Annotated in this window: 10 protein-coding genes; 2 read left to right on the forward strand and 8 right to left on the reverse strand. The window is 73.9% G+C overall.

Annotated elements, in window-relative coordinates; genetic code table 11:
* Positions 1–10: 10 nt before the first annotated feature.
* The 5 genes from AB0D67_RS11795 to AB0D67_RS11815 are packed head-to-tail and all read right to left on the reverse strand — an operon-like array spanning position 11 to position 5,669.
* A complete protein-coding gene (locus AB0D67_RS11795) occupies positions 11–928 on the reverse strand; it encodes an NAD-dependent epimerase/dehydratase family protein (protein ID WP_362932646.1) in 918 nt (305 codons plus the stop codon).
* Entirely contained in the window at positions 925–2,727 is a 1,803-nt protein-coding gene (locus AB0D67_RS11800) for a class I adenylate-forming enzyme family protein (protein WP_362932648.1), read from the reverse strand. The genes AB0D67_RS11795 and AB0D67_RS11800 overlap by 4 nt, the downstream gene beginning before the upstream one ends.
* A complete protein-coding gene (locus AB0D67_RS11805; protein ID WP_362932650.1) occupies positions 2,721–3,935 on the reverse strand; it encodes a cytochrome P450 in 1,215 nt (404 codons plus the stop codon). The genes AB0D67_RS11800 and AB0D67_RS11805 overlap by 7 nt, the downstream gene beginning before the upstream one ends.
* Before the next feature lie 43 nt (positions 3,936–3,978).
* Positions 3,979–4,710 (reverse strand): glycosyltransferase, encoded by a 732-nt coding sequence (locus AB0D67_RS11810; RefSeq protein ID WP_362932652.1) that lies wholly within the window; start codon positions 4,708–4,710, stop codon positions 3,979–3,981.
* Positions 4,710–5,669 (reverse strand): ketoacyl-ACP synthase III, encoded by a 960-nt coding sequence (locus tag AB0D67_RS11815; protein ID WP_362932654.1) that lies wholly within the window; start codon positions 5,667–5,669, stop codon positions 4,710–4,712. The genes AB0D67_RS11810 and AB0D67_RS11815 overlap by 1 nt, the downstream gene beginning before the upstream one ends.
* A gap of 170 nt (positions 5,670–5,839) precedes the next feature.
* On the opposite strand from AB0D67_RS11815, the gene AB0D67_RS11820 reads away from it, so the two are divergent.
* Positions 5,840–7,297 (forward strand): MFS transporter, encoded by a 1,458-nt coding sequence (locus tag AB0D67_RS11820; protein ID WP_362932656.1) that lies wholly within the window; start codon positions 5,840–5,842, stop codon positions 7,295–7,297.
* Positions 7,298–7,512: 215 nt separating this feature from the next.
* On the forward strand, positions 7,513–7,881 hold the full coding sequence (locus AB0D67_RS11825; RefSeq protein WP_362932658.1) for a metalloregulator ArsR/SmtB family transcription factor: 369 nt from the start codon (positions 7,513–7,515) through the stop codon (positions 7,879–7,881).
* 143 nt (positions 7,882–8,024) lie between these two features.
* Here the strand turns inward: AB0D67_RS11825 and AB0D67_RS11830 are convergent, their stop codons facing one another.
* The 3 genes from AB0D67_RS11830 to AB0D67_RS11840 all read right to left on the reverse strand — a co-directional run bounded on the left by AB0D67_RS11830 (position 8,025) and on the right by AB0D67_RS11840 (position 13,912).
* A complete protein-coding gene (locus tag AB0D67_RS11830; RefSeq protein ID WP_362932660.1) occupies positions 8,025–9,455 on the reverse strand; it encodes a HAMP domain-containing sensor histidine kinase in 1,431 nt (476 codons plus the stop codon).
* A 95-nt stretch (positions 9,456–9,550) separates the two neighbouring features.
* A complete protein-coding gene (locus tag AB0D67_RS11835; protein WP_362932662.1) occupies positions 9,551–12,343 on the reverse strand; it encodes an AAA family ATPase in 2,793 nt (930 codons plus the stop codon).
* 132 nt (positions 12,344–12,475) lie between these two features.
* Entirely contained in the window at positions 12,476–13,912 is a 1,437-nt protein-coding gene (locus AB0D67_RS11840) for an LCP family protein (protein WP_362932664.1), read from the reverse strand.
* Positions 13,913–14,246 lie beyond the last annotated feature (334 nt).

Consider the following 14,246-nt stretch of genomic DNA (forward strand, 5'->3'; position numbering starts at 1 on the left):
CGGTCGGCGGTCACCAGTGCGCGGCGCCCGCGAACGAGGTCGGCGAGGGACGCCAGCCGAGCCGGTCCTGGGCCGCGGAGATGTCGAGAGTCCGCTCCACGGCCAGGTGTCCCACCGCGTAGCGGGTGAGCCGGGGCGGGCGGGCGGCCCCGAGCAGCCGGAACGCCGTCTCGGCGAGGGCGGACAGCGGACCCGCCAGCCCGAGGGGCAGATAGTACGGCTCGGCGTCGACGCCCCGCTCGGCGAGCACCGCGCGCAGGGCGTCGTCGAGGACGACCGGCTCGGCGTCGGCCACATTGAACACGCCGTGCTCCACCGGGCCGTCCGCGGCGCGAAGACAGGCCTGGACCAGGTTGTGCACCGAGGTCAGGCTGACGCGCGGGCGCCCGTCGCCCACGGCGATGAGCCGCGATCCGCGGACCGCGCCGAGGATCCGGGGCAGCAGGGTCGTGTCGCCCTCGCCGTAGACGGCATGGGGCCGCAGGACGATCGCCCGGCCGGCGGCCCGCTCGGCGGTGGCTTTGGAGGCGCCGTAGGCGTTGGCGTACCGGCGGACCGGGGCCTGCTCCTCGCGCGCCATGACGGTCGGCCGGAAGGGGTCGTAGACGCTGGCCGTACTGACGTGCACGAACCTCGCCCCGGGGAAGGCGGCGACCGCGTTGCGGGTGCCGCCGACGTTGGCGGCCCAGATGGCCGCGGGCGGTCCCCAGTCCGTGACGCTCCCGGCGCAGTGGATCACCACGTCCAGCTCCGGTAGCTCCGGTCTGCGTCCCAGCAGGTCCCACGCCGTGTACGGCGCGCCGCCCACGTGCGTCCCGGCCACCGAGCGCCGCCTGCCGAAGGCGTGCACCCGCCATCCCTCGCGCACGGCCGCGCGGCAGACCGCGCCGCCCACGAAGCCGGAGGCCCCGGTCACGCCGACCCTCACCGCGCCGCCCCCTTCCCGGCGGGGCTGCCGGGCTCGTCCCGTCCGGGGAAGGGGCCGGAGCCGTCCCGGGCCGGCCCCTTCCCCGGACGGGCGAGCACGCGGCGCAGCGCCGCCCGGTCGAGCTTGTCGGCGCGGCCGGAGCGGGGGAGGTCGTCCACGACCTCGACGCGGTCGGGGATGGCGGCGGCGTCCACGATCCGGGGAAGCGACCTGCGGAGCAGGGCCTCGTCGTAGTCCTCGGCGGCCACGACCGCCAGCACGACCTCCTCGTCCCCGGTCTCGGGGTCGGTGATGCCGACGATGGCGGCCTCGGCCACCCCGGGCAGCGCGGCGACGGCGGGTTCGTACAGTCCGGGGTAGATGTTGACGCCGTCGCGGAGGATCATGTCCTTCTTCCGGCCCAGCAGGACCAGCCGGTCGCCGTCCAGCCGGACCAGGTCGCCGGTGGCGACCTCCTCCAGCGGGTCCTCGCCGAGGTAGCGCGGGGCGACGTGCGGTCCGGAGACGAACAGTTCGCCGTCGTCGGCGATCCGGACGCCGACCCCGGGCAGGGGCGTGCCGAGCAGGTCTCCCCCGGTGTGGTCGAGCTTCTCGCGCGCCGAGGCGATCGCGATCGGCAGCGCCTCGGTCATCGCGTACACCGACAGCACCTCGGGGCCGGCGGCCAGTGCCCGGCGCAGCACGGCCGGGGGTGCGGGGGCCGCGCCGAGCAGTAAGTAGCGCAGGGTGCCCGGAAGCCGGGGCGTGCGGCGGAGCAGCCGGTCCAGGTGCACCGGGACGGCGAAGGCGTGGGTGGCCCTCCGGGCGGCCAGCTCCCCGGCGAGGTCCCCGCCGCCGGGCAGCGACCAGGTCGCCCCGGCCAGCAGCGCGGGCAGTCCCAGCATGAGCTGGTCGGTGTGCACCACGTCGCCGGGGCCCAGCGGGAACGCATCGTGGAACATCGCCAGCCCGGCCGCCAGTGACCCCCGGGTGTGCACGACTCCTCTGGGACGGGCGGTGGTGCCCGACGTGAAGATCACCGTCGCTGGTTGATCTGGTGAAATTTCCGTCATGTCAGGCGCGTCAGCGCCTGACATGACGGGGGCACCCGGCGCGGTGGGCAGGTTCGGCCAGGTCCGGTCCTCCGGCGGGACGGAGCCGGTGCGCCCGGCGCCGGACCCGCGCAGGATCCGGGACAGCCGCAGGGCGCCCCGGGGGACCCCCGGCAGCCACGGGCCCGTGTGCAGGTGGCGGACGGGCAGGCCGGGCAGGGGGGCCCGCAGGTTCGGCAGGAGCAGCCCCCGGCGGCGGGCCAGGCCGCTGAGCGGGCCGCTCAGCGGGTAGAGGAGTGACTCGGCCACCACCCACCTCGGCCGGGTGGCGGCCATGCGGGCGGTGAGCACGCCGGGGGCCAGACCGGGATCGGCCAGGACGAGCGTCCCGCCCGCCGCCACCGCGCCGAGCGCGAGCACCACCGCGTCCACCCCCGGGCGCACCGCGAACAGCACGCCGTCCCCGGGTCGCAGCCCGCCCGCCGTGCGATCCCCGGACCGGTGCCCGCTCGCCGCCCGGTCCCCGGGACGTCCGTCCGCCGCCCGGTCTTGAGGATGTGCCCCGCCCGCCGCGCCGTTCCCGGGCGACGAGCCGCCTGCCGGGTGCTCCGGTCCGCCGGGCGGGGCGGTCATCGCGGCGCGGACCGCCTCCACCCGCCGGGCCAGCTCCCGGTACGGGATCCTCCGGCCACGGCCGTCGATGACGGCGGTCCGCTCCGGCTCCCGCGCGGCGGTGGCCATGATCCCGGTGACGACGTCGTTCAACATGCCTCTATCCACAGGTGCCGGTAGGTGGGGATGAGGACTCCCCGGGCGGCGCGCCGCCGTACGACGCGGACGCGGTGGGAGAGCAGGACCGAGGCCACCGCCCGGATCTCGGCCAGGGCGAGCGGGTAGCCGATGCAGAAGTGCGGCCCGGCGCCGAACCAGAGCCTGCGCAGCTCGGGCGGGTGCTCGCGCGCCGGGTCGAACGGCCCGTGGGCCCGCGCGCAGTTGTGGGTCACGATCAGCACCCGGTCGCCGGGACGCGCCGCCACCCGCCCCACCCGCGCGGGCGCGCCCACCGAGCGCAGCATCAGCGGGGTCGGCGTGGTGATCCGCATGGCCTCCTCGATCAGCCGGTCCAGGTCGCCGGTGAGGTCGCGCGCCGACGACGGGTCCGCCCGCCGCGCGCGCCCCTGTTCCCGGCTCCGCCCCGGGCTCCGGTCCCGGTCCCGTGGCCCGCCGATCCCGTGGCCGTGGTCGTGGAGGAGAGCGATCAGCCGGGGGACGAAGGTCGCCACCGTCTCGGTGCCGGTCAGGAAGAACGCCCCGGCCGCCCCGCGGGCCTCGGCCGCCGACAGGCCCTGCGCCCGCATCCGGCCCATGACCGTCGACGCGTCGCCGGCGTCGTAGGCGGCCTGCGCGATGTCGCCGATCCGCGCCAGCACCCGCCGGGCGACCGCCACCTGCCGGTCCGACAGCCGCCGCGACCGCAGCGAGACCATCGAGACGACCCGCTCGCCGTCGGCGAAGAGCTCCCTGGCCCGCGCCTCGGACACCTCGCCCAGCCCGATCACCCGGCAGATCACCGCTCCGGCCAGCGCCCTCATCTCGTCCACCAGGTCGACCGTCTCCCCGCGTGCCAGCCGGGCCGACAGGTCCGCGAGCGGCCGGTCCAGCACGTCGGCCACGAGCGCCGAGGTGTGGGCGGGGGCGAACAGCGGCGCGAGCCGCCGGCGCAGCGCGAGATGGCCGGGGCCCTCCATGTTGAGCAGCACCGAGGGGCCGAGCACCGGCGTCCACAGGTCGCCGGGCGAGCCGGGGCCGTCCTTGCGGAACCGCTCGTCCGTCAGGACGGTCCGGGCGACGGCCGCGTCGTTCACCACGATCCCCAGGCCGGGGACCCGGACCACCGGGCCGAGGCGGGCCAGCAGCCGCATGAGCGGGTAGACGAAGGGGTGCGCGGCCAGCTGCAGCCGGACCTCGTGGTTCACCGGGCCCCCTCGGGCATGTCCCGGCCCTCGGACACGTGCCGGGTCAACGGATGTCGACCACTTCCGGGCGGTGGCGGTGGTCGGCGTACCAGGCGAGGGTGCCCGCCAGGCCGTAGGCCCGCAGCCGCCGCACCGAGCCGTGGACGACCACGTCGCGGCGGGAGCCGTACGCGGAGGTGACCTTCCGGACCCGGTTGACCAGGGCGCGGTCCTCGTGGACCTCCTCGATCGCGGTCCTCGGGAAGCCTCCGGCCCGCTCGTACAGCGACGCCGTGATGGCCAGGGCGCAGCCGGGCGTCATCACGTACGGCCCGCGGTAGGCCGGCGACCGGTTGCCCGGCCGGAAGCGGCCGAACGTCGCCGCCACGTCCACCACGAAGGGGATGAGCCGCCGCTCCCAGAATTTCAGCGGGAACTCGTCGGTGCGGGGCAGCAGGCGCCCGCCGACCATCTCCAGCCCGTCGCCGAACGCGCGGCGGATGTTGCGCACCCAGTCGGGGCGGGGCAGGCAGTCGGCGTCGGTCCTGGCCAGGTGGGTCGCGCCGTGCGCGATGGCGTACCGCATGCCGGTGTCCGCGGCGGCGCCGGTGCCCTTGCGGGGCTCGGTGACCACGGTGACGCCGTGCCGGCGGACGACCGCGGCCGTGTCGTCGGTGCTCGCGTTGTCCACCACCACGAGGGTGAAGTCGCGGTCGTCCTGCGCGGCCAGCGCGCGCAGGGTCGCCTCGATGCCTCGCGCCTCGTTGTAGGCGGGGACGATCACCCAGAGGTCCATCACATCTCCGCGAGCAGCACGCCGGTGCTGATCCCGCCGCCGAGGCCGAGCAGCGCCACCCGGTCGCCCGGCCGCCATCCGCCCAGCGCGAGCTGGAGCGGCAGGGTGGCGGAGGCGCAGTTGCCGTGCTCGGGCAGGCTGACCACCAGCCGGTCGGCGGGGATCTCCAACGTCTCGGCGAGGACGCGCAGGTACGGCAGCGCCACCTGGTGCACCGCCACCACGGCGAAGTCGTCCCAGCCCAGGCCGGTGCGCTTGAGCGCGTTACGGAAGATGTCCGGCCCGGCCAGCTCGAAGGCCTCCCGCAGCCGCCGCCCGTCCCCCCGGAAGTAGGAGTACTCCTCGTCGCGCGGGTGGGCGGAGCCGCCGCCGGGCAGGGTGCCGACCTCCCACGCCGTGGAGTCGGCCGCGAAGGCGCGGTAGAAGATGCCGCGCCCGGCGTCGGCGGTCACCAGCACCGCGGCGCCGGCGTCGGACAGCGTGTAACCGGCGAAGGACTCGGCGAACTGCGTCCGGTCCCGGACACGCCAGCGGACCGCCCGGGACGGGACCTCCCCCGAGCAGACCAGCACCCTGCGGTGCGCGCCGGACAGGATGAGCGCCTCGGCCACCTGGATGCCGTTGAGCATGCTGTTGCAGGCGTTCTTGACGTCGAACACCGGGCACGAGAGCCCGAGCTTGGCCGCCACGATGTGCGCGGTGGCGGGCTCGACCATGTCCTGGGAGGCGGAGGCGAAGATCAGCAGGTCGGCGCCGTCATGGTCGAGACGGCGGGCCGCCTCGGCCGCGAGGTCGGACGCCTGCTGGTCGTCATGGGCGACGTGCCGGGCGCGGATGCCGGTCAGCCGTTCGACGATGCCGCGCTGGGGGACGTATCCCTCGATCCGCCGTTCCACCTCCGCGCTGGACAGCGTCCGTTCCGGCAGATAGGTCGCGACGCCCGTGATACGGGCCTTCATCGGAGCTCCTAGGTGGTGTCTCGTTTCCCCACGGTTTCGCAATGTAGCGAAAAGCCGGATGACTGTCGCGATCGCACCAGGCAAGACGGACGCCATGAAAGGCGGAATGTCGGGTTAGGCCGGGCCCTCACCTGGCATGAGACGGCGAGTGCGGGGTAGCCGGTGGCGCTATGAGCGACGTTGAGACGGGGACGGTGACCACGAAGGTCCCCGCACGGCTGGACCGGCTGCCATGGTCACGATGGCACTGGATGATCATCATCGGCCTCGGAACCGTCTGGATCCTCGACGGGCTCGAGGTGACCATCATCGGGAACCTCTCCGCGCAGCTCGCCAAGGAGGGAAGCGGCCTGGCGATCACCCAGGCCCAGGTCGCCGGCACGGCGGCGGCCCTCTACGTGGCCGGCGCCTGCGTGGGCGCGCTCTTCTTCGGCTGGCTCACCGACAAGTTCGGCCGCAAGAAGCTGTTCATCATCACGATGGTGGTCTACCTGGTCGCCACCGCGGCGACCGCCTTCTCGTTCTCCGCGTGGTGGTTCTTCCTCTTCCGCTTCCTGACCGGGTTCGGCATCGGCGGAGAGTACGCGGCGATCAACTCCGCCATCGACGAGCTGATCCCCAGCCGGCACCGCGGCCGCATCGACGTCGTCATCAACGGCAGCTACTGGCTCGGCGCCGCCGGCGGCGCGCTGCTGACCGTCCCCCTGCTCAACGACCTCCCGGTCAACATCGGCTGGCGCGTCGCGTTCGGCCTGGGCGTGTTCCTCGGCCTCGCCATCCTCCTCGTCCGGCGGCACGTGCCGGAGAGCCCCCGCTGGCTGTTCATCCACGGCCGGGGCCGGGAGGCGGAGGAGCTGGTCGACGGCATCGAGGAGCGCGTCGAGACCGAGAAGGGCGAGCGCCTCTCCGAGCCCTCCTCCTCCATGACCATCCACCAGCGCCGCTCGATCGGGTTCGGCCAGATCGCGCACACGATGGTCGCCCGCTACCCCAAGCGCACCATTCTCGGCTTCTCGCTCTTCATCGGGCAGGCGTTCCTCTACAACGCCATCACCTTCGGGTACGCCCAGATCCTGTCGACGTTCTTCAAGATCGACACCAACACCGGCTACTTCTTCGCGGTCATCGCGGTCGGCAACTTCCTCGGCCCGCTGCTGCTCGGCCACCTGTTCGACACCGTCGGCCGAGTGCCCATGATCTCCGGCACCTACATAGGGTCCGGGGTGCTGCTGCTCGGTACGGCCTGGCTGTTCAACCAGGGCGTGCTGACCGCCGTCACGCTGACCGCCTGCTGGTGCGTCGTGCTCTTCTTCGCCTCGGCGGGGGCGAGCGCGGCCTACCTGACGGTCAGTGAGATCTTCCCGATGGAGACCCGGGCCATGGCCATCGCCTTCTTCTACGCGATCGGCACCCTCGTCGGCGGCGTCGCCGGGCCCCTGATCTTCTCGAGCCTGGTCGAGAGCGGCCGGCCGGGTGACACGGCCCTGGCCTTCGCCATCGGCGCGGTCCTGATGATCGCGGCCGGGCTGGTCGAGGTGTTCCTCGGGGTGAAGGCCGAGGGCAAGAGCCTTGAGGAGATCGCGGAGCCACTGAGCAGCGCGTCGGCCAAGAGCACCGCTGCGGCCTGATCGGGCTGAAGCGCACCGCTACGGCCGGATTCAGCCGAAGATCGTCGCAGCGGCCGGATCCGGCCGTTTCCGAGCCCGCCGGGCCTCACCCCGGCGGGCTCGGTCGTTCGCGGACGGAACCCGGCCGGCCCGCCGTGGCCGGCGGAACCGGGGAGACGGTGAAAGGCTTGGTACGATACTCATTATCACTTGAGCAGTTGTTCAGGAGTTTTCTCATGGATGTCCTCGCCGACCCGGACGCCTGCGCAGGCAGGGAGCCGGACGCGGACCGGGTGGCGGCAACGCGCGACCGGCTTCTCAGCGCCGAGGAGGCCACCCGGCTGGCCGAGCTGTTCCGGCTGCTGGGCGACCCGACCCGGGCCCGCCTCCTGTACGCGTTGCTCGACGGCGGCGAGCTGTGCGTCTGCGATCTCACCGAGACGGTGGAGGTCAGTGACACCGCCGTGTCGCACGCTCTGCGGCTGCTGCGGACCTCGGGTGTCGTGGCCGCCCGCCGGGCGGGCCGGATGGTCTACTACCGCCTCGCCGATCTCCACGTGCGGATGCTGCTCGACCTCAGCCGCGAGCACCTGCGCCACGCCTGACCCGCCCGTCCCTCCGGCCGTGCCTGACCCGCCCGTCCCGTCGGCCGGCCGTGCCGCCCCCTTCGGCCCGTGCCTGGCTCGCCGTCCCGCCGGCCTGCCCGCCGTACGGTGGCGTCCCCTTCAACGGGGTCAGCTGACTTCGCCTAGCTATGCCGGATTTCGTCCGGCCTTCCCAGCCGGGGAGCGCCCTCCATGGGGTCGGGCGGCGCCTCCGCGTCATCGAGGAGCGGTAACTTCAGGACGAACCGGGCTCCCTCTCCCCGCGGCCGGTCCGTCGCGTACAGCGTGCCCCCGTGCGCCGTCGCGATGTCCCTGGCGATGGACAGGCCGAGTCCCGTCCCGCCCGCCTCCCGGCTGCGGGCGGTGTCCAGGCGGGTGAACCGCTGGAAGATCCGTTCCCGGTCGGCCTCCGGGACACCGTGGCCGTCGTCGACGACCTCCAGCACGGCGTCGTCCCCGGTCCGGCAGACGTTGATCTCGATCATGCCCGCGGCGTGCCGTTCGGCGTTGGCCAGCAGGTTGGTCAGGACCCTGCAGAGCTGGAGCCGGTCGCCCCGGACGGCCACGTCCGGGTGCAGCCGCAGGAGCACCTCGTGCCGGGACGGCCGCTGCTCCATCTCGCTGGTGACCAGCTCCGTCAGGTCGACGCGATGGTGATCGAGCCGTAACCCGGAGTCGAGGCGGGTGAGCGTGAGCAGGTCCTCGATGACGGACTGGAGCCGCTCGGCGTCCTTCAGCGCCGACCGCATCGCCGTCGCCGGGTCCTCGGAGTCCGGAGCGGCCAGCGCCAGCTCCAGCTTGGTGCGCAGGCCGGTCAGCGGGGTGCGCAGTTCGTGGGAGGCGTCGGAGGCGAAGCGGCGCTCCATATCCCTGGCGTGCTCCAACCGGTCGATGGTCCCGTTGATCGATTCGATGAGCGTGCTCAGCTCACTGCCGGAGGCGGGTACGGCTATCCGGCGGCTGAGACCGGACACGGCGATCTCCGCCATCTCGGCGCGCATCCGCCGTACCGGTTCGAGGGCCCTGCCGACCAGCCACCAGGTGCCCCAGCCCACCAGGCCGAGGAGTGCGAGGCAGAAGGCGGCCAGCACGCCCTCCAGGGTGTGGCCGAGCAGCAGCGGTGGTTTCCGCTCGGCCGCGTAGACCATGACGTCGCCGTAGGGGGAGGACCTGTCCTCTAGGCCGACGGCGACGAAGCACGTCTGTCCGGCTGCCGGAACCGTCACGCAGGGGGTGTCCACCACGCGGGTGTCGTCCGGGCCGGGCCACGCGCGGCTGATCGGCGGCTTCCCCTCCATCATGGGACTGGCCGCGACGACCCGGCCGGCGCGGTCGACGGCCTGCAGCCGGCTGACGGTGTCGGTGGGGATGACCCCGCCGGGCACCCCCTGATGGACCTCTCTGACCGCCAGCCGGGCCGCCCGGGCGGCGTTGTCCGTCGTGTAGTTCAGCGCTTTGCTCCGTAGGGCCGTCGACGTCGCGAGCGCGCCGATCCCCAGCACGAGGGCGAAGATCAGAACGGTGATGAGCGTCGCCCTCCCTCGTAAGGAGTGCGGGCCTCGCCAAACGTTCACGGATCTCCTCCGGTCTCCTTCCGGTCGAACACTCACCAAACACTAGGAGCCGGACATTCGGCGGCGGGTAAAGGAGGAAGACCTTTCGCGACTTTTTACGCGAAAAGGACAATATCCGGCAGTTCGCCCCGAGAGGCGACGCCGAGCTTGGGATACGCCTTGTAGAGGTGGTATCCGACCGTGCGGGGGCTGAGGAAGAGCTGGGCGGCGATGTCCCGGTTGGACAGCCCGCGGGCCGCCAGCCGTACGATCTGCAGTTCCTGGGGGGTGAGCCGGGCCAGCACGCCGGGGGCGGGCGCCTCGGGCGCGGCGGACCCGGTCGCGCCCAGCTCCGTGCGGGCCCGCGCGGCCCACGGCGCGGCCTCCAGCCGCTCGAAGGTCTCCAGCGCGGACCGCAGGTGCGGGCGGGCATCCGACTTGCGCCGGGTACGGCGGAGCCACTCGCCGTAGAGCAGCTCCGTCCTGGCCTGCTCGAAGGGCCGCGCTCCGGTCTTCAGCGCCGCGGTGAAGCACTCCTCGGAGTCCTCCAGCAGGGCCCGGCAGCGCAGCACCAGGGCGTGCGCCCAGGGCCGCCCGGTACGGCGGGCCCAGTCGCGGTAACGGGCGAAGGGACCGGCCGCCCGCTCCGGGTCGCCGAGCCGTACCGCCGCCTCCACCAGGTCGGGCACACACCGCGTCTCCGACACCTGGTACCCGCCCGCCAGGGGCGCGAGCCGGGTGAGCGCCGCCTCCACGCGGCCGTGGCCCAGGTCGAGCGTGCCCAGCGCCCAGGCCGTCCAGCCCGTCCCGATCACGCCGTCGGCCAGGGCGTCGTTGACGAGCGCGTGGCAACGCCCGTCGTCGCCCTCGACCGCGGCGAGATAGGCGAGGAAGGCGCTCAGCTGGCCGGCCCACTGCGCCTGGCCGGTGTCCCGGGCGATGCGCAGCCCCTCGTCGGCGGCGGCCAGCGCGTCACGGTGCCGCCCGTGGAACAGTTCCGTCTCGGCGGAGAAGAACAGCAGCGTCGGCAGCACCCCGATGGTGCCCCGGGTGCGGGCCTCGTCCACCAGGGACCTGGCGACCTCGCCGACCTCGGCGTCCTGCCCGGCCGCCAGCCCGATCCCGCAGACCTGGACCAGGTCGCGCGGGCTGTCGGCGCCCGCCCGGCGGGCCTCGGCGACCACCTCGGTGAGCGGAGGGAGATCACCGGGCCCCGACAGCACCGCCGTGACGAAGCCGGCGACCGGGGCCAGCGGGTCGCCCGGGGGCAGGGTCAGCGCGCGCAGCCGCTCCGTGACGCGCGCCACCTCGGGCTCCCCGAGATACCAGGCGCTGTGGAACGCCTGGATCAGCATCCGGGCCGCCCGCGCGCCGTCCACCGGCGCGGCGCCGTCGAGCAGCGCGTCGTACGCCTCGCGCGGCGCTCCCCGCAGGAAGGCCGCCGTCGCCCGGACGTGCGTGAGCCGGGCCCGCAGCGCCGGGCTCCCGCCGCTCCCGCCGCTCTCGTCGGCCCCATCGCTCTCGCCGTCGTGGCCGGGGTCCCCGGGGTCGTGGTGGCCGTCCGCGCCGCCCGTACGTCCGGCGTCACCGGCGAGCGCGGCGAGCTGCCGGGCGCCCTGCTCGGCGAGCGCCCCGGCCCGGTCCAGCTCACCGGCCCAGATCGCCGCCTCGGCCGCCAGCGTGAGCCGCCGGGCCCGCGTCTCCGGCAGCGCGCTGAGCCGGGCCGCGCGGTCGTAGGCCGAGGTCGCGGCGGCGTACCCGCTGCGCTCGCTCGCCCGTGCGGCGGTGCGCTCCAGCTCCGCGGCCACCTCCTCGTCGGGGCCGGTCGCCGCCATGGCCAGATGCCAGGCCCGCCGGTCGGCGTCGTCCTCGCCGGTGAGCGCCTCGGCCAGCGCCCGGTGCACGGCCAGCCGCAGGCTGGGCGGGATCCCCTGGTAGACGGCGGCGCGGACCAGGGGGTGGCGGAACACGACGGAACCCGCCTCGACCCGGACCAGCCCCGCGCTCTCCGCCGGGTGCAGGTCCTCCAGGTGGTCCCCGAACCTGGCCGCCGCCGGCAGCACGACGTCCAGGCCGCCGGTCCCGGAGGCCGCGGCCACCGCAAGCAGTCCCTGCGTCGCCTCGGGCAGCCGCCTGAACCGGTCGAGGAAGGCGTCCTGGACCCGTTCGGTGAGCGGCAGCGCCGTACCGTCGTCCGGGTCGCCGGGCGGGACGCCGGGGGATCCGGCCCGGGAGAGGGCGGCGGGAAGCTCGATCAGCGCGAGCGGGTTGCCCCGCGCCTCGGCGAGCACGCGGTAGCGGATGACCGGGTCGATGGTCTCGCCCGAGACCGAGCCCAGCAGCGCCGCGGCGGCGACGGGGTCGATCCCGCCGAGCGTCAGCTCCGCCACGCCCGGCGCGGTGAACGGCTCGCGGGCGGCGAGGACCAGCGCGATCCCCTCGGCGTCCAGCCGTCGCGCGGTGAAGAGCAGCGCCTCGGCCGACGCCCGGTCCAGCCACTGCGCGTCGTCCACCAGCACCAGCAGCGGGCCGTCCTCGGCCAGTTCGCTCAGCAGCGAGAGCACGGCCAGGCCGACCAGCAGCCGGTCCCCGGGCTCGGCGGCGGCCAGGCCGAACGCCGCGCGCAGCGCCCGTTCCTGCTGCGCGGGCAGCGCCCCCGCCCGGTCGAGCACCGGCCGCAGCAGCAGGTGCAGGCCGGCGAACGGCAGCTCGGACTCCGGCTCCACCCCGGTGCCGCGGATCACCCGCGCGTCCCCGGCGGCCTCGGCCGTCTCGGCGGCGTGGTCGAGCAGCGCGGTCTTGCCGATGCCGGGCTCGCCCCGGACGAGCAGGGCGCCGCTCCGGCCTTCGCGGGCGTCCGCCAGCAACCGGTCGATGACGGACTGTTCGGCCGATCTACCGTGCAACATGGGTGAAACCCTACTCATTCGCCCTGTTGGGCCGTGAAGTGTCATGTGGTCCGGCCGGCGGGGCGGCCACGGTCCCGGACCGGGACGACGGACCCGGCGCGTACCGGGGGCGGCGCCGGCCGGACGGAGAGGTCAGGTGCCCGCGCAGGAGTCGTGGGTGGCGTCGAACCCCTTCAGGCTGTCCGTGTCGTTCTTCCTGATCGGCTTGAGCCCCTTCCAGTCGTCGCCGACGGTCAGGATGAGCCTCGGCGTGGTCGCCCGGGGCACCGCCAGGCCGGTCGAGACGAGCAGGTCGCGGGTGAGCGTGGGGACGCCGGGCTCGCCGTTCGGCGAGTACGCGATCGTGGTCTTCGGGTACGGCTTGCGCGGCGCGTCACCGATCTTGTAGATGTGGTAGCCCCGTTCCTCCAGCTGGACGGCCACCTGCGAGCCCAGGCCGGAGCGGCTCGTCCCGTTGCGGACCTCGACCTGGATCTTCGAGCGGGAGACCTTCGTCTGCCCGCCCTTGATCCCGGAGCCGGCGAGCGTCCTGTCCCGCGCGACCATCTGGAACAGCGCCTTGCTCTGCGGCTGCGTCCACTCCACCCGGCCGGGGTAGGTGGCCGAGTATCTCCAGGGCGTGGTGACGAAGCGGATCTGCCCGGCGGCCATGCCCTTGGCGCTCGTCGCCAGGTCCTTGATGACGCCCGTGGTGAGGCCGGAGTCGGTGGTCACCGACTTCGTGGCCGCGTCCAGGAAGCCGAAGAGCCTGGTGGGATCCGTGAGCGTGTCGCCGCTCATCACCTTCTTGACCATGGACGCGACGAACATCTGCTGCCGCTGGATGCGCCCGATGTCGGAGCCGTCGCCGAGGCTGTAGCGGACGCGGACGTAGCCGAGGGCCTGCTCGCCCTTGAGGACCTGCCGTCCGGCGGGGAGGGTGAGCAGGGCCTTCTTGTCGTGGATCGGCTCCGGGATGCAGACCTCGACGCCGCCGACCGCGTCCACCATGCTCTTGAAGCCGGTGAAGTCGACCTTCACGAAGTGGTCGATGCGGATCCCGGTGAGCGACTCGACGGTCTTCCAGGTGCAGCCGATCCCGCCGAAGTTGAACGACTCGTTGATCATGCCGATGTGCGCCCGCTGACCCTGGAGGCCCCTCGCGGCCTTGCAGTCGGGGAGCTGCACCATGGAGTCGCGGGGGAAGCTGATGATCATCGCGTTGTCCCGCTTCGGCGAGATGTGCGCCAGCATGATCGTGTCGGTCCGCTCGCCGACGGCCGGGCCGTACTTGGCGTTCTTGCCGTTGCGCTGGTCGGAGCCGACCACCAGGACGTTCAGCGCCTTGGTCGCGATCTTGGCGGGTCGCGGGCCCAGCTCCTCGGCTCCGACCTCGACCCGCTTGACGTTCCCGTTCAGCTTGACGTAGGCGGCGGCCGCCGTCCCGGCCACCGCCACCACGACGGCGGTGCCGCCGGCCACCGTCCACCGGAGCCACCGGCGGCGACGCGGTACGGCCCGCGCCGGGGGCTTCGCGGGCGCGGGCTGCGCGGAGGGCTCCGCGGGCGCGTCCATCGACCCGTTGCTCACGTGACTCCCAAGGGGACTGGCCGGGGCGCGCGCCCTCGGCTGGGGCCGGATTCCGGCAGAGGGAGTGTACTGATCCCAGGTAAAAGTCAAGTAAGGATTGCGCATATAGCCTTTTGCCCCATAGCTACGCTTTCATGACGCTCTAAGCATTTCGTCTGGTCGTGGGCCCGGGCGGAACGGGCGCCGGAGGGCGGTCTCCGGCGGGCCGGTGCGCCCGGCGAGGGTTCCGGGCGGGTGCCGCCCGTGGGGATGCCCGGCGACCGGCGTGCCCGCGCGGATTCCGGGTGGGCCGGCGTGCCCGTGAGGGCTTCCCCGTGCGGTGCGCCGATCGGGG

Source organism: Streptosporangium sp. NPDC048047 (assembly GCF_040653115.1).
In the GTDB taxonomy this organism is placed as follows: Bacteria; Actinomycetota; Actinomycetes; order Streptosporangiales; family Streptosporangiaceae; genus Streptosporangium.